General features: G+C 36.6%; 21 protein-coding genes. 6 read left to right on the forward strand and 15 right to left on the reverse strand.

Going from position 1 to position 18,695, the window contains the following annotated elements; genetic code table 11:
- Positions 1-181: KDGP aldolase (locus BCR23_RS09655; protein WP_141706686.1), on the reverse strand; the 181-nt coding region annotated here is incomplete at its 3' end.
- Between the two features lie 590 nt (positions 182-771).
- Between BCR23_RS09655 and BCR23_RS09660 the strand changes: the two genes are divergently transcribed.
- Positions 772-1,272 (forward strand): GNAT family N-acetyltransferase, encoded by a 501-nt coding sequence (locus BCR23_RS09660; RefSeq protein WP_069635294.1) that lies wholly within the window; start codon positions 772-774, stop codon positions 1,270-1,272.
- Positions 1,273-1,368: 96 nt separating this feature from the next.
- Here the strand turns inward: BCR23_RS09660 and BCR23_RS09665 are convergent, their stop codons facing one another.
- The 14 genes from BCR23_RS09665 to BCR23_RS09730 form a co-directional block, all read right to left on the reverse strand.
- Positions 1,369-1,569 (reverse strand): heavy-metal-associated domain-containing protein, encoded by a 201-nt coding sequence (locus BCR23_RS09665; RefSeq protein ID WP_069635295.1) that lies wholly within the window; start codon positions 1,567-1,569, stop codon positions 1,369-1,371.
- A 38-nt stretch (positions 1,570-1,607) separates the two neighbouring features.
- Complete coding sequence (locus tag BCR23_RS09670) at positions 1,608-2,054, reverse strand: CopY/TcrY family copper transport repressor (RefSeq protein ID WP_069635296.1); 447 nt, start codon at positions 2,052-2,054, stop codon at positions 1,608-1,610.
- A 188-nt stretch (positions 2,055-2,242) separates the two neighbouring features.
- Positions 2,243-2,776: a dihydrofolate reductase family protein gene (locus BCR23_RS09675; RefSeq protein WP_069635297.1), complete on the reverse strand. Its 534-nt coding sequence runs from the start codon at positions 2,774-2,776 to the stop codon at positions 2,243-2,245.
- A gap of 163 nt (positions 2,777-2,939) precedes the next feature.
- Positions 2,940-3,632 carry a uroporphyrinogen-III synthase gene (locus BCR23_RS09680; protein WP_069635298.1) on the reverse strand — a complete coding sequence of 231 codons (693 nt, stop codon included), beginning with the start codon at positions 3,630-3,632 and terminating at the stop codon, positions 2,940-2,942.
- Positions 3,629-4,537, reverse strand: a complete 909-nt coding sequence (gene hemC, locus BCR23_RS09685; protein WP_069635299.1) for a hydroxymethylbilane synthase — start codon at positions 4,535-4,537, stop codon at positions 3,629-3,631. The genes BCR23_RS09680 and hemC overlap by 4 nt, the downstream gene beginning before the upstream one ends.
- A gap of 47 nt (positions 4,538-4,584) precedes the next feature.
- Entirely contained in the window at positions 4,585-5,370 is a 786-nt protein-coding gene (locus tag BCR23_RS09690) for a formate/nitrite transporter family protein (protein ID WP_069635300.1), read from the reverse strand.
- Between the two features lie 134 nt (positions 5,371-5,504).
- On the reverse strand, positions 5,505-6,485 hold the full coding sequence (gene cobA / locus BCR23_RS09695; protein ID WP_069635301.1) for a uroporphyrinogen-III C-methyltransferase: 981 nt from the start codon (positions 6,483-6,485) through the stop codon (positions 5,505-5,507).
- A gap of 2 nt (positions 6,486-6,487) precedes the next feature.
- Positions 6,488-6,793, reverse strand: coding sequence for a nitrite reductase small subunit NirD (gene nirD, locus BCR23_RS09700; RefSeq protein WP_069635302.1), 306 nt, complete (start codon positions 6,791-6,793; stop codon positions 6,488-6,490).
- Positions 6,794-6,795: 2 nt separating this feature from the next.
- The gene (gene nirB / locus BCR23_RS09705; protein WP_069635303.1) at positions 6,796-9,198 is read right to left on the reverse strand and encodes a nitrite reductase large subunit NirB; all 2,403 of its coding nucleotides are present in this window, start codon (positions 9,196-9,198) and stop codon (positions 6,796-6,798) included.
- A gap of 120 nt (positions 9,199-9,318) precedes the next feature.
- Positions 9,319-9,765, reverse strand: a complete 447-nt coding sequence (locus tag BCR23_RS09710; protein WP_069635304.1) for a precorrin-2 dehydrogenase/sirohydrochlorin ferrochelatase family protein — start codon at positions 9,763-9,765, stop codon at positions 9,319-9,321.
- Positions 9,753-10,490, reverse strand: a complete 738-nt coding sequence (locus tag BCR23_RS09715; protein WP_069635305.1) for a sirohydrochlorin chelatase — start codon at positions 10,488-10,490, stop codon at positions 9,753-9,755. Before BCR23_RS09715 ends, BCR23_RS09710 begins: the two co-directional genes overlap by 13 nt.
- Before the next feature lie 10 nt (positions 10,491-10,500).
- Entirely contained in the window at positions 10,501-11,148 is a 648-nt protein-coding gene (locus tag BCR23_RS09720; RefSeq protein ID WP_069635306.1) for a response regulator transcription factor, read from the reverse strand.
- Entirely contained in the window at positions 11,145-12,161 is a 1,017-nt protein-coding gene (locus BCR23_RS09725) for a sensor histidine kinase (RefSeq protein WP_069635307.1), read from the reverse strand. The genes BCR23_RS09720 and BCR23_RS09725 overlap by 4 nt, the downstream gene beginning before the upstream one ends.
- Before the next feature lie 8 nt (positions 12,162-12,169).
- On the reverse strand, positions 12,170-12,598 hold the full coding sequence (locus tag BCR23_RS09730; RefSeq protein WP_069635308.1) for a GAF domain-containing protein: 429 nt from the start codon (positions 12,596-12,598) through the stop codon (positions 12,170-12,172).
- 100 nt (positions 12,599-12,698) lie between these two features.
- Between BCR23_RS09730 and BCR23_RS09735 the strand changes: the two genes are divergently transcribed.
- The 5 genes from BCR23_RS09735 to BCR23_RS09755 all read left to right on the forward strand — a co-directional run bounded on the left by BCR23_RS09735 (position 12,699) and on the right by BCR23_RS09755 (position 18,597).
- Complete coding sequence (locus BCR23_RS09735; RefSeq protein WP_069635309.1) at positions 12,699-14,213, forward strand: amino acid permease; 1,515 nt, start codon at positions 12,699-12,701, stop codon at positions 14,211-14,213.
- A 117-nt stretch (positions 14,214-14,330) separates the two neighbouring features.
- Positions 14,331-15,092, forward strand: a complete 762-nt coding sequence (locus tag BCR23_RS09740; protein ID WP_069635310.1) for a MurR/RpiR family transcriptional regulator — start codon at positions 14,331-14,333, stop codon at positions 15,090-15,092.
- A gap of 136 nt (positions 15,093-15,228) precedes the next feature.
- Positions 15,229-15,420: a hypothetical protein gene (locus tag BCR23_RS09745; RefSeq protein ID WP_069635311.1), complete on the forward strand. Its 192-nt coding sequence runs from the start codon at positions 15,229-15,231 to the stop codon at positions 15,418-15,420.
- A 256-nt stretch (positions 15,421-15,676) separates the two neighbouring features.
- A complete protein-coding gene (locus BCR23_RS09750) occupies positions 15,677-17,008 on the forward strand; it encodes a PTS sugar transporter subunit IIC (RefSeq protein WP_069635312.1) in 1,332 nt (443 codons plus the stop codon).
- A gap of 158 nt (positions 17,009-17,166) precedes the next feature.
- The gene (locus BCR23_RS09755) at positions 17,167-18,597 is read left to right on the forward strand and encodes a 6-phospho-beta-glucosidase (protein WP_069635313.1); all 1,431 of its coding nucleotides are present in this window, start codon (positions 17,167-17,169) and stop codon (positions 18,595-18,597) included.
- The last annotated feature ends 98 nt before the right edge of the window (positions 18,598-18,695 follow it).

Genomic DNA, 18,695 nt, shown 5'->3' on the forward strand with positions numbered 1-18,695 from the left:
TTTCAGCTGCGTATTTTTTCATATCTTCGATTGCGGCTTCATCGGTTGGATAGTTTTTTGAAAGAACGCCTAGTACAATATGGCCTTCTGCGGCTTCATAACAGTCTTTGGCATTTTCTACTGAGTTGGCTAAAACGTTTAAACAAATTCGGTTTTCTAAATAATTTGGTGTTAATGACATGATTGGTTCACTCCTATTTTATAATTTTTTTACTTCATGATCAGAGTTTAAGGTAGATGATTTTATGTTTTGTGATTTATTGTTTGAATATTTAACTCCCTTGTTAAAAAAAATGTTTCTCATCGAATGTTTATGCCGCTAGGACATTTTTTGAACCCTTTGCGATTCCTAAAATCATCATTCTCTCTGAAGCGTTGATACTCCTTTTTAGGCTGACTTTTTCATAACTCTTTACTTTATTTCTCCACCCGAAAACATTATAACATTATTTCAATAGTTGTAAAGTTGAAGAAAAAAGACCTAAAAGTGATTTAACGATAGTAACCACTATGATTATTCCCATAATTCTCTCATCATTCACGCTAATTTTAACCACGTAAAAATACGGATATTAATGCTACTATCTCTCGTATAATCTTTTGATTTTTTCTAGAACACTGAAATAACTTCTTGAAAAATATCATAGCTAACTAATCTTTGCGTAACTCAATGAGAATATTTTTACTTAAAAAACAGTTATCAGCAATTATACTTTGACATATCTCTTCTATGTGATTAAACTATTCTTAATGAATAGGAGTGAACAAATAATGACTGTATTCAATTTAAGAAATTATCAAAAATCTGATGTAGAAGACATCGTTGCTTTATTTAATGGAACGGTACAGGCAATCAATAAAAAGGACTATACACAAGAACAAATTAAACAATGGGTACAGCTAACGCCTGATTATGACAAATGGCATGCAACATTGGAATCCACATACACAATGGTTGCTCAAAACAGAACTAAAATCCTTGGATTCGGTAATATCTCTGATTCAGGAGAACTTGATTATTTATATGTAGATAAAGATTGGATCGGTTATGGCGTTGGGAAAATGCTAGCAAAAAATTTGATTGATCATGCCTTTAAAGCTGGTGCAAAAGAAATCACAGTATACTCATCAATCACAGCTAAGCCGTTTTTTGAGTCGCTTGGATTTGAGCTATTGGAACAAAAAATCAACTATCGCAACGGTGTCCTGCTTATGAACTATTTAATGGTTTATCGTAAAGAGGAAAAGCCAAAAGCTCCGTTCTTTAGATAACAAAAAAGAGGAAGCAACTGAAAATCATTCAGTATGCTCCTCCTTTTTTATTTTTTTCTGATAAGATAAGTGAATTCTCAAAACAAATCATATTATCTAGGCTACAGTGAATTTCGTTTCAGCTAATGATTTTTGCAACTCATCCTTTGATATTTCTCTATCACTAGTTACTGATGCAGATTTGTTTTCTAGATCCACCGTTGCAGTTTGAACACCATCAATTGCTTCAAAGTTTTCTTTGACAATATTTACACATCCATCACATTTCATTCCATTGATTGTTACTGTTTTTTCCATAGATAAACACTCCTTGTAATTGTTTTATTGTTATTGCTTTACCTAACTAAATGACACTGACATTGCCCTGGCGTACAGTTGCAAGGAACGACTTTGACAGCCGTTTTTCGTTTTTCTTTCAACAATGTTTCTAGTTGATCGATATCATCGAAACTTAATTGGCTGTCTTTGATTATTGACGTCACAACTCTTCCGACTTTTTTACTACAGACTTTTTCTAGCATTTCTTCTGAAAGAGATTCAATACTTTTTCTTTCTTCTATTAAAGGAAAGTAGGTAAACTTATTACCATTACGCATTGTTCCAAGCATTTCTTTATCAACTAAACGGCTTAGTAAAGTTTTCACTGTGGTGCTTTTCCACTCTTTTTTTTCATTAAGAATTTCCGTCACTTCTTTGCTCGTTGTTTCTTTGGTTGCCCAAGCAACACGCATGACTTCCCATTCTGCATCAGTGATATTTAATGATTTTTTCTTTTCTGGCATAAAAAGTCTCCTTTTTACTAGTGTTGGCACACTTCTATAAAACTACATACGTAGTCGTTCTATGTATTAATATTAGCTCTTTTATGTCTGTTTGTCAAAGAGAAGAGATACTCTTATAATTTTTGATTATGTTACAACTAAAAAAATGAGCATTGATCTTACAAATCAGATCTACACTCATTTTTTTATTATTTATTTGTATACGTTGTATAGACCATATTGTTTTTCACGTATACTTCTTCAACTTTTAGATTCACTGGTCCGTTGAATTCATTAAATAAACGAATTCCTTTTCCTAAAATCGTTGGTATAGTTGTAAGGATATAGGTGTCGATCAATTTTGCTTCTACAAGTGGAGCGATAATACTAGCACCACCAACTACCCATATTGCTTCTCCGTCTTCTTCTTTTAATTTTTGGATCAATTCCACAGGTTCTTGATTGGTATAAATCACTTTTTCAGAATTTTCGTCTGGGTGACTTGTAATAATATAAGACATTTGTTCTTCATATGGATATTGTTCTGGAGATAATTCATTGACCACTTGATCATATGTTGTGCGTCCCATCACGACGGTATCGATTTTTTCCATCAACATTTGATAACTAGTGTCTTCTTCAACTAATTCAATACCACCGCCTAAAAAATCGATGCTACCATCTGTTTCTGCGATATAACCGTCAACACTTGCGGCGATGTATAAAATAACTTCTCTGCTCATAAAAAAACCTCCTAGATTTAAAAGATGAAACGACTCATAAAACAAGCTAACATTTAAAAATATATACTCTGAACTATTCATTGTACTTGATTTATTTTTCTAGTCAACTAGTTTCTCCCCTATAAAAAAGCATAACTAAAAGAAACTAAATTGCTTCTCTCAGTTATGCTTTTGCTTTGATTCTTACTTCATAACCGTCTTCAATGATTACTTGTTTAGTCGTGTCACCTAAACAATACAAGTCAGGTATATTTTTTAATCCAGTTTCAATAAAAACAGATAAAAAACGTCGCCATAAAGAAGGGCTTGCTAGGTAAACGGCTGCTATTTTTTCATCTAATAAGTATTGCTTTAATCGTTGTCTATTCTTCTCCGAAAAAAAATTGTCGTAAAGAATCGTTGTTAACAAGCACTGACCAGTTTGTACTAATTCAGCTTCTCCATTATTATCAGCCAAGTTACTCTTAGGGTAAAAAATAGTTGTTGGAGGAAACTCACATGCTGTCCAGGATTTAAATAAGCTTGCTTTTGTCGGATTGGGAGAGAGAAAATCGATTTCCACGTTATTTTTCAAAAGAATATTTGCTGTTTTTTCTCCAATCACGGCAAATTTTTTTGATTCCAATGTATGTTGTAGACGATCTGTCAGTATTTGTTGGAAAAAAAATTCTGCTCCATGTTGACTTGTTAAAAATATCCATTCACTTTTTTCTAGCATTGTTTCAAATGTTTGTTCTAACTTGCGTATTTTTAACGAAAGCAACGGAATTTCAATCGTTTCAAACCCCTTTTTCTGAAAATACAAACGATCTTCACAATTATCTTCAATTAAACGTGTCAAAAGAATTTTCTTCATAGCTCATCTTCACTCATTGCGTTCAACAAGTCTTGTGCAACGCTTTTTCCAACATCTTTTAACTCTTTGACAATAACCGTTTTACTATAAGATTGTTGCAGTTCTTTATCTCCTAAAAAGCCAGAAAAATGGTAGCCATCTTGCTTTTGACAAGCAAATGCGCCAATCGGAATGTCACAGTTTCCATTTAACATCGCCAAAAAAGCACGTTCTTCCATCACCAATTTTCTTGTTGTTGAATCATCTATCGGTTTTAAAAAATCGTTCATTTCCTTGTCTTGACTCCGACATTCCACAGCTAAAGCTCCCTGTCCCACGGCAGGTATGCATTGCTCACTTGTCAAAATAGTATAAGGGTGTGTAGGTTCATCAAACCAATTCAACCGCTTTAAACCTGCAACAGCCAAAACAATCCCGTCTAATTTTTGTTCTTCCATTCGCTTCAAACGTGTTCCGACATTGCCACGAATCGATTCAACCTGAAGATCTTCACGTAAATTTTTCATTTGAAATTCCCGACGTAAACTACTCGTTCCAATTCTAGCGCCAATCGGTAGCCCCTCTACAGTAGTCACTTTTCTAAAGATCAAACAATCATTCGGATTACTTCGCTCAGGTATCGCGGTCAATGTCAATCCATCTGCGACTTTGGCAGGCATATCTTTTAAGCTATGTACTGCGAAATCAATCGAATGTTCCAATAAAGCTTGTTCTACTTCATTGATAAACAATCCTTTTCCTCCAATTTTTGATAAGCTTACTGATAGCAGTCGATCTCCTTTAGTGGTCATAGGAACGATTTCCACCGGAAAATCACCATGAACTTCTTTCAGTAAATCCAAAACGATCATTGTTTGTTTCAACGCTAAGGGACTATTTCTGGTACCGACACGAACGGTTTTCATTTTGCTTACTTCCTTTATCATTTCTTATCTTCTAATCATACTAGAGTTTATTTTTTTGACAACTGGCCTGTGCCAACTTTGTAAGCTAAGAAATAAAGTCCCGCTACAAAAAATCCACCACCAATGATATTTCCTAAGTACACACTAATCATATTTTGACCGAAAGCAGACCACGTATTCCCACCTAACAAAATCCCCATTGGAATCAAGAACATATTAGCCACCACATGCTGAAACCCGCAAATAACAAATCCCATGATCGGTAGGAAGATGCCAACGATTTTTCCAATAAAATCTTTTGCTGCAAAATTTAGATATACAGCCGTACTCACTAAAAAATTACACGCAATACCTGAAAGAAATCCTTGTAAAAATGTGTCTTTCGTTCTTCCAAGAGACACTTGAATTGCCCGTTCAGTAAAATCTCCTTGTAAAGCACCGCTCAAATAACCAAAAAAGTATGCTACAAATAATGAACCGATCAAATTAAAAATTGTCACGATCACAATATTTCTAACCCATTCTTTTCCACTAATTTTTCTAGCAAATAACGCCATAGAAACAACCATCATATTGCCCGTAACCAATTCTCCTCCAGCTAATAATAAACAAATTAAGCCGAATGGAAAAACAGCTGCACCAATCACATTGACAAGCGATCCCCATTCTTTTGGCATAGTCCCCATCGCCCGAATCATCGCAATTCCAGCAACAGCAATAAACACACCTGCTAAAAATCCCAATACTGCTAAAGTCAAAAAACTAGCTCGAGCTTTTTGAACACCTTTTTCAATTGTAACATCCACTATTTCCGGTGGTTGAAGTGAACTCATATTTTTCCTCCTTAATTTAAAAGCGTAGCGGGCTCGTTTAGGCTCGTATGAAAAATAGGAAAAATGAACTGTGGCGCTTTTTGACACATTTCAGTTTTATCTTTTTTCCGAGAGTCTAGCCTCCATCACACTAACTAAATAAACTGTCTATTTAAAACATCCCTTTGTTTGTTATATATTGTTGCTAATTCTTTATTTAAATACACAACTTCTTCAAAATAATGATCACTTAAATATCTCTGATGCACATCATCAAAACGCTGATCGCGTTGTTCACCAACTTGTATCCCATAGACATCGGCTCCTTGTTGCGTATAAGAAAGAATTGTTTCAAAATCAATTTTTTCTGTATCAAGTAGTAATATTTTATGTCCAAATAAGGGTAACTGTTCAAACCAATCCTTACCTTTCCGACAAGAAACGACTTCTCCTAAAATAATCAGGGCAGGGTTTTGGACTTGTTGCTCTTTGATTACTTCCACCATCGTTTGAATGGTTGCGGTGAATGTTCGTTGACGACCTAAACTGCCCCATTCGATGATTGCTGCTGGTAATTGTGGCGAAACGCCTTGCTCTAAAAGCTTCTCTTTGGTACTCGCTACTCGCTCCACGCCCATATATAAACACATCGTTCCATTTTCTGTCAGTCCTTTAAAATCGATTGATTCGCCCGATTGACGATGAGCTGTAGCCAACGTTACTTTGCTGCTATGTTCGCGATGCGTTAACGGAATGCCGCTGTAACTACTAGTAGCTGATGCTGCTGTAACACCTGGAACGATTTCATAACGAATCCCTGCACGTTGAAGCGTAACAAGCTCTTCTCCCACACGACCAAAAATGCCAGGATCGCCACCTTTTAATCTGACTACGACTTGATCTTTTTGACCTTCTTCTAACAATAATTGATTGATATTTTTTTGTTTCAATACATGATTTTTTGGGTATTTACCACTGTAAATAAACCGTGCTGAGTCTTTGGCTAAATATAACAACACCGGATGGACTAAACGATCATAGATAATCACATCAGCTGATTCCAATACTCTTTTCCCTTTAAGCGTCAACAGCTCAGGATCACCTGAACCAGCACCCACAAAGTAGACTTTCCCCATCACTACACCATGACATAAACGAGGTCATCTTCGACAATTGTTTCATAGGTTCGGACACAACCTTCATCTGGCTCTTGTACCTGCCCATCGTTTAGATTAATCTTGTAATCATGCAATGGACAAAAAACATATTCACTTGAAACGGTTCCTTCAGCTAATGGACCTTGCTTATGAGGGCAAATATTTTCAATCGCCTTAACGCGATCATCACTCAAACGGAAAACAGCGATTTTTTGTTCCTTGATCAGGACTTCCTTCCCCATTCTAGGTGCTAGTTCATCTAATTGTGCAACAAATATTTTTTCCATCTTTACACTCTCCCAATTGTGTATAGTTCTTGGCGTGTTTTGTCGTCTTCAACCACTTCATCCCATGGATTTCCACGACGGCCAGCCACTGCATCGTCTAAAGCCGCTAATAATTCCTGACGTTTTTCTGGATCTAATAAAATTTCTTTTACAGTCTCGAATCCCATACGTTCAATCCATGGCGCTGTACGCTCTGCATAAATTCCTGTTTCACGGTAATACTGCAGCATTGCGCCACAAATATCGATTACTTCTTGTTCCGTTTCAACTGTTGTTAGTAAAACTGCTTCTTTGACTTCCGTTCCACCATTTCCGCCGATATAAATCTGGAAGCCGTTTTCTACACCAATAATGCCAAAGTCTTTCACACCGCTTTCCACACAGCTTCTTGGACATGCAGAAACGCCCATCTTAAATTTATGAGGTGTATCAATGAATTCGTAGCGTTGTTCTAATTTGATTCCTAGTCCCATTGAATCTTGGGTGCCAAAACGACAGAAATTTGCACCAACACATGTTTTTACAGAACGAACTGCTTTGGCATAAGCACCTGCAGCTTTCATATCTAACTCTTCCCAGATTTTTGGTAAGTCCTCTTTTTTGACACCGTATAACCCAATTCGTTGGCTGCCTGTTACTTTAACCATTGGTACATCATATTTTTCTGCAACTTTAGCAATCAAGAGTAATTGCTGCGGATTGGTTTTCCCGCCACGCATTCTTGGAATTACAGAAAACGTTCCATCATTTTGAATATTGGCGTATAAACGCTCGTTGACATAACGAGATGCTTTTTCATCTTCATGTTCTTTAGGCCACGCTACATTTAAATAAAAATTAATTGCAGGTCTACATTTTGGACAACCTTCTAAATTAGTAAAGTTTAATTCACGATACACTTCTTCAGAAGATGTTAGTTTTTTCGCATAGATTTGTGTGACGATTTGATCTCTCGTTAAATCTGTACAACCACAAATTCCTGTTGGCGCACAGACTACTTCGCCACCTAGTGCATACGCTAAAACATCTCCGATCACTGATTTACATTTCCCACAAGAACCACCGGCTTTAGTGTGTTTCGTTACGTCTGCAACTGAGGCCAAATCTTTTTCACTGATAGCAGTCATGATCGTCCCTTTATCGATTCCATTACAACCGCAAATCACTTCATCATCTGGCCACTCACTCACATCCGCACTGGCTTCTTCGCCAACCATATGGAGTAAAGAAACTGGGGTGTATTCTTCAATGCTTTCATTTTTTTTCAAGATATTGTAATAGCGATTTCCTTCGCTAGTGTCCCCATAAAGAACTACACCGACAACTTGATTGTCTCTAACGAAAATCTTTTTATACGTGTAATTGATGCCGTCAAAGGCTTCAATACTGTTAATTCCTTCTTGTTCTCGAATATTTCCAGCTGAATATAAATCACATCCAGATACTTTTAAAGATGTAAATGTGGTACTGCCTTGATAGGGTTTTGTTTCTTTGTCTGTCAGCACATCAGCTAGAACCTTTCCTTGCTCAAACAATGGTGCGACTAAACCGTAAACATTACCATTATGTTCTGCACATTCCCCTACAGCAAAAACATCTTCAACATTGGTTTCCATGAAGTCATTCACCACGATGCCACGGTTCACTTCGATAGCGGTTGTTCTTGCTAGCGTTGTTTCTGAACGAATCCCGATCGACATAACAACTATATCTGATTCAATTGTGGTGCCATCACTAAATGCTAAGCCTGTCACACGCGTGTCTCCAAGAATTTTTTGAGTAGCTTTTTCCATCAAAAATTTCAACCCTTGTTTTTCTAAATCAGCTTGCAGCATTTTTCCCGCTTTTTCATCTAATTGGGTTTCCATCAGCCATTTTTCTAGGTGGACAACGGTCACATCCATCCCTTGATCCAACAATCCTTTGGCCGCTTCTAAGCCAAGCAAGCCACCACCGATAACCACTGCTTTTTGATATTTCCTTGCAGCTTCAAGCATGTTTTCGGTGTCTTCAATCGTCCTAAAGCCAACAACACCAGTTAATTTAGCACCTTCAATAGGTAATATAAACGCTCTTGAACCTGTCGCTAAGATACATTTATCATAAGTCACTTCTTTACCAGAAGTTGTAATGATTGTTTTATTTTCTGTATCCATTTTTATTGCTGGATCGTGATTGATCAATTCTATTTGATTTTCGTCGTACCATTCCAATGGATTGGTGATGATTTCCGAAACGGTCATTTTCTTTTGCAACACATTAGATAGCATAATGCGATTATAATTGGGGTATTGTTCTTCACCGATGATCGTAATTTGATAGCGATCAGGATCACGGTCTAAAATTTCTTCGATTGTACGAACACCAGCCATACCATTACCAATCAAGACAAGCTTTTGTTTCATTTTATGTACACTCCCTTTGTGATATTATGAGCAATTTAGTTAATACTCTGTCTTTTTTAGAATAGCAAGAATAAGCGGCATTGACTATTAGGGAATTACCTAATAGTCAATGCCGCTTGTTCATTTATTATCTATTTCTTTCTCCAACAAATTCGTCAACTCTCTCTTCTTCTCTTTCACCGAAGCTGGATCTTTCCCATAAGAGGATAACGCAATTAAATAATCTTGTCGCTCAATCGTACTCATATTATAAAAATCACTATTTTCCTTTTTGCTGCAATCGTTGACCCATTGATGTTCTGAAGCTTCTTTGACGATTTGCTGATTGATTGCTTGTGAATCTGTACAGGCAAAAATCAGATGAGCCTCTTGGATATATTCAGCAGTGTATGTTGCTGTAATCAAGTTTATGTTTTTTAGTTCATAGAATTCATCCAGAAAGGTTGGTGCAACAAGCGTTACTTGTCCGTTCGCCTTTAAAATCCCTAACGTTTTCCGCAATGCGATTTTCCCGCCACCGATAATGACAATTTTTTTTTCTGTCAGTTCGAGCATTATTGGATACATGTGACAGCCTCTTGGACAATTTGTTCCAAATCATTTAAGATGCGTGAATCAAATTCTAAGGTCCGAGTGATAATAAATTCCGTTGTGGGAAAAGTTTCACTTAATTTATTTTTCATGATTGTAATTAAATGCCCATCGAATAAAAAGAATGGTACAATGACTAGTTTTTGCTCTTTTGATCGTTGCTTTTTGATATCGGCTAGATAATCTTCTTTTCCTTTTAGACTTGTCGGAATAATTGAAAAACCAACTTGTTGCTGGATTTCGTTGGCGATTTCAATTAGTGTTTGTTGCGGTTGATCTGTTTTTTTCGTTCCATGCGCTACTAAAATACCGATTAGTTGTTCTTGTGGATGATTAACAGCGACTTCTTGGAATCGTTCCAGTAAAACTTGCCGGCTACCTTTTTTGCTGCCAAACGTTTCTGTTTGTACAAACTCGATTTCTGGATGTTTACTTTTTACCTGTTCCAATTCAGCTGGGATATCCTCTAGAGCATGCTTGGCTGCAAATAATAAAACAGGAACAATCACTATTTTCGTCACACCTTGTTTGATCATTTTTTCAGCAACTCTTGAAATCGTCTCTGGATGATTTTCCAAAAAAGCAGTTGCTTGCTCATAATTTGAATCAAATTTTCCCTCTAGTTGTTGAATAAAATCCATAGCTGCTTGGTTTTTTTCAGCTTTTTGGCTGCCGTGAAATACATAAAGAATTCCGATCATCTTTCTCACCTCATAAGTCGATTAATTGATGTTTCATACTATATTGCAATAATTCGCTGAATGTTTCAAATTCTAATTTTTTCATTAAATGGGATTTATGCACTTCGACTGTTTTGACAGAAATAAACAGGCGTTCTGCGATTTCCTTGTTACTATACCCTAGCGCAACTAAAGGTAATACTTCCCGTTCTCTTTTGGATAGACGTTCATACTTTGCATCTTTTTCTACCATGTTCTTTTTGTTTTCCCACTGTTCTTGATCGTACACTCCAAAAAATGGATCAATCACTATTTCACCTGCTATTACTTGTCGAATCGCTTCCAATAATACAGTATCTTTTGAACTTTTGAGAATATAGCCTTTTGCGCCATAGTCTAATGCGGTTCGAACGTATTCTTCTGAGTCATGCATACTTAAAATAATCGTCTTTACTTTTGGAAAATGTTCTTTGATACGACGCGTTGTCTGTAAGCCATTTTCCCCTGGAGGCATCCGCATATCCATCAAGATCACATCTACTTGGTATTTTTCTAATAATAAAAACGCTTCAGTGCCATCTGCAGCATCTCCTACAACCGTAATATCTTTTTGGTTTTCCAGTAATAAACGTAAACCGCTTCTAACTACTGCATGATCATCTGCTATTATGATGTTCATTTTATTACCTCCCATTGACTCGGTATGCGTAATGTAACTGTAGTTCCTTCAGCCTTTTGTGACTGGATCGCCAAATGACCACCGATTGATTCTGCTCTTTCTTGCATATGTAAAAGACCTAATCCCCGACTCCGACCATTCACATCTTCAAAATCAAAACCTCTACCGTGATCTCGAACGTTAAGAAGCAGTTGAGATTCTTGTTCGCTCAATGTTACCCACAATTCATCCACATCAGCATGTTTTACACTGTTCATCACACTTTCCTGCAGTACACGATAAGTGATCGTTTCTACACTTTCAGGAAAACGTTTCGTTTCCAGTATCGGAATAAAATGTACAACTACGCCTGTTGTCTCTGTTAGTCGGTGCAATAATGCTTCAATCGCTGGGATCAATCCTAAATCATCCAAAGCTGTCGGCCGCAAATCAACAGCAAGTTGCTTTACTTCACCAAGTAATGCAACAAAATCTTCATCGATTTTTTGTAATTTAGCTTCTAGACCTTCTGCTTGTTCATCCCACTTTAACTGTCTCGTTTCCAACATCAAACTATAAATACTTTGCGCTAATCCATCATGAAGTTCTTGAGATAACGCCTTGCGTTCATTTTCATGGGCTTGATTGACATATTCAATCAAGCGTTTGTTTTGAATCACCTGTTGTAGACGATCTTGCACAGCTACACGTCGAATACTTAATAACGCTTGTTGACCTACTTCAGTATAGCTGCCGCTGAATTGTTCTTGCTGCCCTTGTGCGCTCTGTAAAATAAGAGGAAAGGCAGCTTGATCCCAGTCCGCTTTGACCTCACAATCTAAACATTTTTCCATAGTGGAATGCAACCTACAGCCTTCTCCTCTAGCAATCTCCAATACTTTCTCTAAAGAAAAAGGGTACACTTTTGTGAGTGTTATAGCCATTTTATTTTGTTTGATACATTTATTTTCTTCAATCAAAAATAGTGCATCTTTTGCTTCTTCAAATAGTTTTTCTATAATACTTATTCCCATTTTTTCACCTATAAATAAACAACGAGTTCATTTGCTTTGTCTTTTGCAACAGCCAAAAATGCTTCTGTGACGTCCGTTTCACTTCTGTATCCCAATAAAAACACGCCTTTCACTTCACCAGTTTCAACTACTGGAAAAGCTACGATCGTTTCCAGCTTTTCCATTCTTGTGATTGGCAGTTCCACTAATTTTTCTGGTTGTTTTTGTAATTTTGTTGCTTGAAAAGCTCTACCTGTCCGCCAAACGATCCCGCCAATCCCTTTTCCAACTTGTAATCGAATACGCTTATAATTTTGATTGGTATTCCCAGCCACATATTGCCAACGAATCACCCGTACTTTTGTCCTTTCATCGACTGTAGATAAAGCTAGAGCAATAAAATCGACTTGGAGTTCTTCTTTTATTTGATCGATCTTTTGTTGCAATTGATCCGTCATTTAACTACTCCTATTCCCTAATTTTTAATAAAAAGCTTGTTTTCCACTAAAAGTTCTCTTATCCTTAAGCCAACATCATCTTAAGTTAGAAGGATTTTTTATGAAAACAACAACAACTTTTAGCCCTAAACGTTTAGTTATGATCATTACTATGACTGTTTTTTCTTTTTCCAGTATGACAACTGCCTTTTTCTTAATGGGTATCAAAGCTTTTCCTTATTTTATTGTGGCGGCGTTATTCTACTTTATACCCTACGCTATTATTATAGCAGAATTTACTAGTGTTTATAAAAACCATATTGGTGGATTGTATCAATGGCTAGCAGGTCACCTTTCAGAAAAGATTGCCTTTATAGCTGCTTTTTTATGGTACTGTAGTTATTTTATCTGGATGACCAGCTTGTTTATGAAGCTTTGGATTCCGTCCTCTGTTTTGCTTTTTGGTGAAGACTTAACAAAAAAAAACACTTTGATTCCCCATATTTCAACTTCTGTTTTTATTGGTTTATTATCTATTACAGCTGTAGCTGTAATGTCATTTTTTGTCAGTAAAGGATTTAAAGGTATTGCTTCTATGTTATATTTTAGTGGCATTATGATGACTATTTTGATTATCCTTAGTCTTGGTGGAAATTTACTACTATGGCTTAACAATCAGTCTGATGTTCTGCCAAATCTTGCAGCTAGTTTCAAAGGAGTTCAAGAAGGGGATTCATCAGGACAAACAATCACTGAACAGCTGTCTTTTCTAATTTTTGCGATTACGGCGTTTGGCGGTTTAGATACAATTGCCAGTTTAGTCGATAAAACGGGGAAACAAAAAAAGCTGTTTCCAAAATTGTTGATTTTCAGTAGTATCTTAGTCGTTAGTTGCTACTTTTTCGGTATTCTTTTATGGAGTGGCGGAATAGATTTAGCTCATTTAAAAGCAAATAATTCACTTCATTTAGGAAATTTAATGTATGAGTTGATGGAAAATCTTGGCCATAACCTCGGTCATGCGTTATCGTTAACTTCTGTACAATCTCATTTTTTAGCTCAACTATTTACTCGTTTTACTGCATTAACGCTTTTGCTTTCCTACATCAGTTTATTATCGACGATTTTTTATTTACCGATTCGAACGTTGGTGGAAGGTACACCAGAACATTATTGGCATCCCCTTTTTAGGCAAAAAAATAAACACGATATGCCGATTTATGCTTTGCTGGCACAAGGTGGATTGATCAGCTTATTTATTTTAGGTATTAGCTTGGGGAGTCAGTATGTTGTCTTTTTATATAATCAGTTGACTTTGATGACTAATATTTCAAGAGCAATTCCTTATTTATTAGTAGCTTTGGCTTACCCAGCATTTAAGAAAAAACAATTAGCAGCTGATCCATTCTCTGTTTTAGTTCAATCAAAAATCAGTGCTACGCTAATTAGCAACAGCGTGATCATGAGTATCGCTTTGGCTATCGCATTTCAAATTTATCAACCTCTTTCCAAGGGAAATTTTTTGCAAAGTTTAACGTTATTGCTTGGTCCGTTGTTATTTGCATTCATGGCGCATTTACTTTATCAGCATTTTCATAGAAAAAAAGAACTCACACAGAACAGTTGGGAAAGTTAAGCTTTCCAACTGTTTTTTTCATACTGGTAAAATTATAGTAATAACAAGCGTAATGAAGTTCTTTCCTGTACAATAAAAAATAAGGGAACAGCAATCATTTATCCAGGAGGGATCCTTTTGTTCGATTTAGAAAAAGTTCAATCGTTAAATGAGTTGGAAATGCTTGTTTATCATTATATTTTAGAACACATGGACACTATTCCAAAGTTAACGATTCGTCAGCTTTCTACGAATTGTCACGTGTCCACCTCAACAATTTTACGTTTTTGTTCAAAAATGGGATTCGATGGTTTTTCAGAATTAAAATATGCGATAAAAAAAGAGGAAGAACAGCAGCAGCATTCTTTTGAACAATACTATGCAGCTACGATTCATGTGGATTCTTTTTTAAAGCGACTTAACCAACAAACGTATTATGAAACATTAAAACCTGCAATCACGATGATCATTTCTGCCCGGCATATCGTTTTTTCCGGCATTGGTACAAGTGGGATTTTAGGAGCATACGGTAGCCGTTACTTTGCCAATATGGGGATCAATGCATATAGTATCGGTGATCCATTTACTCCCATTCCTCAAAGAGGGTTTGAAAACACATTAGCAATCATTCTATCCGTTTCAGGCGAAACCTCCGAAGTAATCAAACAAGTGACTGATTTCAAAAGATCTGGCGCTAAAATTCTAAGTATTACCAATGATGAACATTCCACAATCGCTCGTTTAGCTGATTACAATATTTCTTATTACATGCCCGATGAACGATCGATTTATACTGACCCATATATCAATATCACTACACAAATCCCGGTTGTCGCTTTGATCGAACTACTTGCTCATCAAGCAAGTAAGGAACTGGCTGAAAAAGCAGAGTTATCATAGCGTTTGAATGAATCAACTATTTTGACAAAGATTTTCTTGGTTTCTATTGTTTTAAAAAAACTGCCGCTAGAGAGAGACCTCTCCATGTACTGTTAATCATTTATAAACAGAAGCAATCACTGAAAAGCAATAAATAATGAAAAGCCCAAAATCCCCAGAAAATTCCGCTGAAGTCAATCGCCAAAAACAAGAACGATTACCTAAAAATCAAGATAGCATACGTGCACTAATCATCAATGATCCAACTGTTGAAGGGAGTGCTAGATACTTTGCGGAAAAAGAATATGGTGAGGACACGGATACATTACGGCATTGGTGGGACATATAATATATAATTAACCGATTTTAAAAATGGGAAAGTCACCTTACAATTGTCAACAATGAAAAAATAAAAAACACTCGATTGTTTTTTTATGCGGTACATGTTCCTTAACTAGGAGAATCTATTTAAATCGAAACAAAATTCTTTTATAGTATAAATGTAAACGTATTCAGTAGATTTAAATCAGAGCGGCCGCTCTATTGAAATACTACTACACGCACTTATTTTCCGTTACTTTAGTTAACCAAAGGAGAGGTTTAGAATGAATGAATGGATCAATGAAAAAGTTCTACCGCCCGTTTTAAAATTCGTCAATACTAAAGCGATTACAGCATTAAGAAATGGGATGTTGTATACCATGCCATTTACGATCGTGGGTTCGATTTTTCTATTATTAGCCAATTTACCGATCGAATCCGTGGCAAAATGGATCACAGATAGTGGTTTGGTCGTTTACTTTAATCAGGCTTATGGGGCATCTTTTGCCATCATGTCAGTCTTTGCAGTAATCGGGATCGCTTATTCCTACGTAAAAACAGAAGGCTTTGAAGGTCTACCTGCTGGAATGATTTCACTTGTTGTCTTTATTTTATTTATGTCTCCAGATGTGACTGATTTAGACAGCGGTGTGACGATTGGCAATGTCATCAATAAAGATTGGACTGCTGGTAAGGGAATGATCACAGCAATCATCGTTGGTCTTATCGTTGGTTGGGTTTACAGCTGGTTCTTACGTCATGACATTCGGATCAAATTACCTGAAGCTGTTCCTGAAAATGTTGCAAACTCATTTACTGCCTTGATTCCAGCTGCAGCTTTAATCACTGGTGCGATGTTTGCGTATATTTTCTTTGATAAAGTCTTTAAAACAACATTCTTTGATTTCATTTACGATGTTTTACAATCTCCACTTCAAGGTGTGACTGATTCCTTGGGCGGCGCTTTAGTTCTTGGTTTCTTGGTTCCTTTATTCTGGTTCTTCGGCGTTCATGGTTCAACAATCGTTGGTGGTATCATGGGACCGATTTTACAAGCTAACTCTTTAGAAAATACTGATATTTTAAAAGCTGGTAAAGAATTAACTGTTGCAAATGGCGGTCATATCGTAACACAACAATTTTTAGATCAATTTTTAACGGTAACTGGTGCCGGTATGACTCTTGGCTTAGTTGTTTATATGGTGTTCTTCGCTAAATCAGCTCAATTCAAACAACTTGGTCGTCTGTCAATCGGTCCTGCCGTTTTCAATATTAATGAACCAATTACTTTTGCCACACCGATCGTAATGAACCCAATCATGGCCATTCCATTTATCTTAACACCAGTTGTTTCATCAGTTATTACTTACTTTGCTTTATATACTGGTTTGGTACCATTATTTACAGCGGTTCAAGTCCCTTGGACGACACCTCCGATCATTTCAGGTTTATTAGTTGGCGGTTGGCAAGCAGCGTTACTACAAGCATTTGTCTTAACATTAGGTTTCTTTATCTACCTACCATTTGCTAGAAAAATGGATGCCATCAACTATGCAGAAGAAACAAATCAACCGATCACTGAAGAAGTATTAGAAGAAATTGAATCAGAAAGTTAACAAACCCGTTCACTATCGCTCTAAAATTCACTGCACAACTGATCCGTTCAACTTATTCCTCCCAGATGTGTAGTGATTTTGGTGGCGAAATAGTACTAGAATAAAAAAGTGTCTGCTATCTGTAAAAAATAGAGCAGACGCTATAAGGAGTAGAGTTCATGTCAATTTTAAGAGAAAATTTCCTTTGGGGCGGCGCAGTTGCGGCTCATCAATTAGAAGGTGGTTGGGACCAAGGTGGTAAAGGTGTTAGTGTAGCTGATGTTATGACCGTTGGTGCTCATGGTGTACCTCGAAGAATTACGGATGGTGTGTTGCAGGGTGAAAACTACCCTAATCATGAAGCCATTAATTTTTACCATCACTATAAAGAAGATGTGAAACTGTTTGCGGATCTTGGCTTAAACTGTTTCCGAACATCCATTGCTTGGACAAGAATTTTCCCAAATGGTGATGAAACAGAACCCAATGAGGAAGGCTTACAGTTTTATGATGACTTATTTGATGAATGTTTAAGCTATGGAATCGAACCAGTTATAACACTATCTCATTTTGAAATGCCTTATCATTTAGTCACTGAATATGGCGGCTGGCGTAATCGTAAAATGATCGATTTCTTTGCGAAATTTGCCCGTGTTTGTTTTGAACGTTATAAAGATAAAGTGACTTATTGGATGACCTTTAATGAAATCAATAATCAAGCGAATTATGTGGAAGACTTTGCTCCATTTACCAACTCTGGGATTAAATACCAAGAAGGGGAAGATCGGGAAAAAATTATGTATCAAGCGGCTCACTATGAATTAGTAGCCAGTGCCCAAGCCGTTAAAATCGGGCATGAGATCAATCCTGATTTCCAAATTGGTTGTATGATTGCCATGTGCCCTATTTATCCGTATTCATGTGATCCAAAAGATATGATGATGTCAGTCAGTGCTATGCAAAAACGTTACTGGTTTACCGATGTTCATGTGAGAGGTCATTATCCAAGTTTTATGGAAAACTATTTGGCTCGTAAAGGGTTTGATTTAGATATTACAGAACAGGATTTGACTGATTTAACGCATGGCTGTGTGGATTATATCGGCTTTAGTTACTATATGTCGTTTGCCATTAAAGATCATGATAAGGGTCCTGCTTTTGATTATGATGAGTCAAAAGATTTAGTGAAAAATCCTTATGTAGAAGCATCTGATTGGGGTTGGCAAATCGATCCACTTGGTTTGCGTTATGCGATGAACTGGTTTAATGAACGGTATGAATTGCCTTTGTTTATTGTGGAAAATGGCTTTGGTGCGATTGATGAAATCGAACCAGATGGCACGATCAATGATCAATATCGCATCGATTACTTGAAAGCCCATATTGAAATGATGAAAGAAGCTGTTGAATTTGATGGCATTCCGTTGATTGGGTATACACCTTGGGGCTTTATTGATTTGGTTTCTGCGGGGACTGGTGAGATGAAGAAACGGTATGGTTTTATCTATGTAGATAAGGATAATGAAGGACAAGGGACGTTGGAACGTTCTAAGAAGAAATCATTTGATTGGTATCAGCAAGTGATTAAGAGTAATGGTGAAGAGTTGTAAGAGGTTAGATGAGTACCTTCATAATAATCAATTTACTTCTTTGGATTTTCTTTACCAATATTAGTTGATAAAGAGCCAAAATAAAAAACGGGCAGATA

The organism is Enterococcus quebecensis (assembly GCF_001730365.1).
GTDB classification, from domain to species: Bacteria; Bacillota; Bacilli; order Lactobacillales; family Enterococcaceae; genus Enterococcus_L; species Enterococcus_L quebecensis.

What these genes read in the sequence shown, in the direction of transcription:
- BCR23_RS09660 (WP_069635294.1), top strand. Translation starts at nt 772, where the DNA reads ATGACTGTATTCAATTTAAGAAATTATCAAAAATCTGATGTAGAAGAC.
- BCR23_RS09665 (WP_069635295.1), bottom strand. Translation starts at nt 1,569, where the DNA reads ATGGAAAAAACAGTAACAATCAATGGAATGAAATGTGATGGATGTGTA.
- BCR23_RS09670 (WP_069635296.1), bottom strand. Translation starts at nt 2,054, where the DNA reads ATGCCAGAAAAGAAAAAATCATTAAATATCACTGATGCAGAATGGGAA.
- BCR23_RS09675 (WP_069635297.1), bottom strand. Translation starts at nt 2,776, where the DNA reads ATGAGCAGAGAAGTTATTTTATACATCGCCGCAAGTGTTGACGGTTAT.
- BCR23_RS09680 (WP_069635298.1), bottom strand. Translation starts at nt 3,632, where the DNA reads ATGAAGAAAATTCTTTTGACACGTTTAATTGAAGATAATTGTGAAGAT.
- hemC (WP_069635299.1), bottom strand. Translation starts at nt 4,537, where the DNA reads ATGAAAACCGTTCGTGTCGGTACCAGAAATAGTCCCTTAGCGTTGAAA.
- BCR23_RS09690 (WP_069635300.1), bottom strand. Translation starts at nt 5,370, where the DNA reads ATGAGTTCACTTCAACCACCGGAAATAGTGGATGTTACAATTGAAAAA.
- cobA (WP_069635301.1), bottom strand. Translation starts at nt 6,485, where the DNA reads ATGGGGAAAGTCTACTTTGTGGGTGCTGGTTCAGGTGATCCTGAGCTG.
- nirD (WP_069635302.1), bottom strand. Translation starts at nt 6,793, where the DNA reads ATGGAAAAAATATTTGTTGCACAATTAGATGAACTAGCACCTAGAATG.
- nirB (WP_069635303.1), bottom strand. Translation starts at nt 9,198, where the DNA reads ATGAAACAAAAGCTTGTCTTGATTGGTAATGGTATGGCTGGTGTTCGT.
- BCR23_RS09710 (WP_069635304.1), bottom strand. Translation starts at nt 9,765, where the DNA reads ATGTATCCAATAATGCTCGAACTGACAGAAAAAAAAATTGTCATTATC.
- BCR23_RS09715 (WP_069635305.1), bottom strand. Translation starts at nt 10,490, where the DNA reads ATGATCGGAATTCTTTATGTATTTCACGGCAGCCAAAAAGCTGAAAAA.
- BCR23_RS09720 (WP_069635306.1), bottom strand. Translation starts at nt 11,148, where the DNA reads ATGAACATCATAATAGCAGATGATCATGCAGTAGTTAGAAGCGGTTTA.
- BCR23_RS09725 (WP_069635307.1), bottom strand. Translation starts at nt 12,161, where the DNA reads ATGGGAATAAGTATTATAGAAAAACTATTTGAAGAAGCAAAAGATGCA.
- BCR23_RS09730 (WP_069635308.1), bottom strand. Translation starts at nt 12,598, where the DNA reads ATGACGGATCAATTGCAACAAAAGATCGATCAAATAAAAGAAGAACTC.
- BCR23_RS09735 (WP_069635309.1), top strand. Translation starts at nt 12,699, where the DNA reads ATGAAAACAACAACAACTTTTAGCCCTAAACGTTTAGTTATGATCATT.
- BCR23_RS09745 (WP_069635311.1), top strand. Translation starts at nt 15,229, where the DNA reads ATGAAAAGCCCAAAATCCCCAGAAAATTCCGCTGAAGTCAATCGCCAA.
- BCR23_RS09750 (WP_069635312.1), top strand. Translation starts at nt 15,677, where the DNA reads ATGAATGAATGGATCAATGAAAAAGTTCTACCGCCCGTTTTAAAATTC.
- BCR23_RS09755 (WP_069635313.1), top strand. Translation starts at nt 17,167, where the DNA reads ATGTCAATTTTAAGAGAAAATTTCCTTTGGGGCGGCGCAGTTGCGGCT.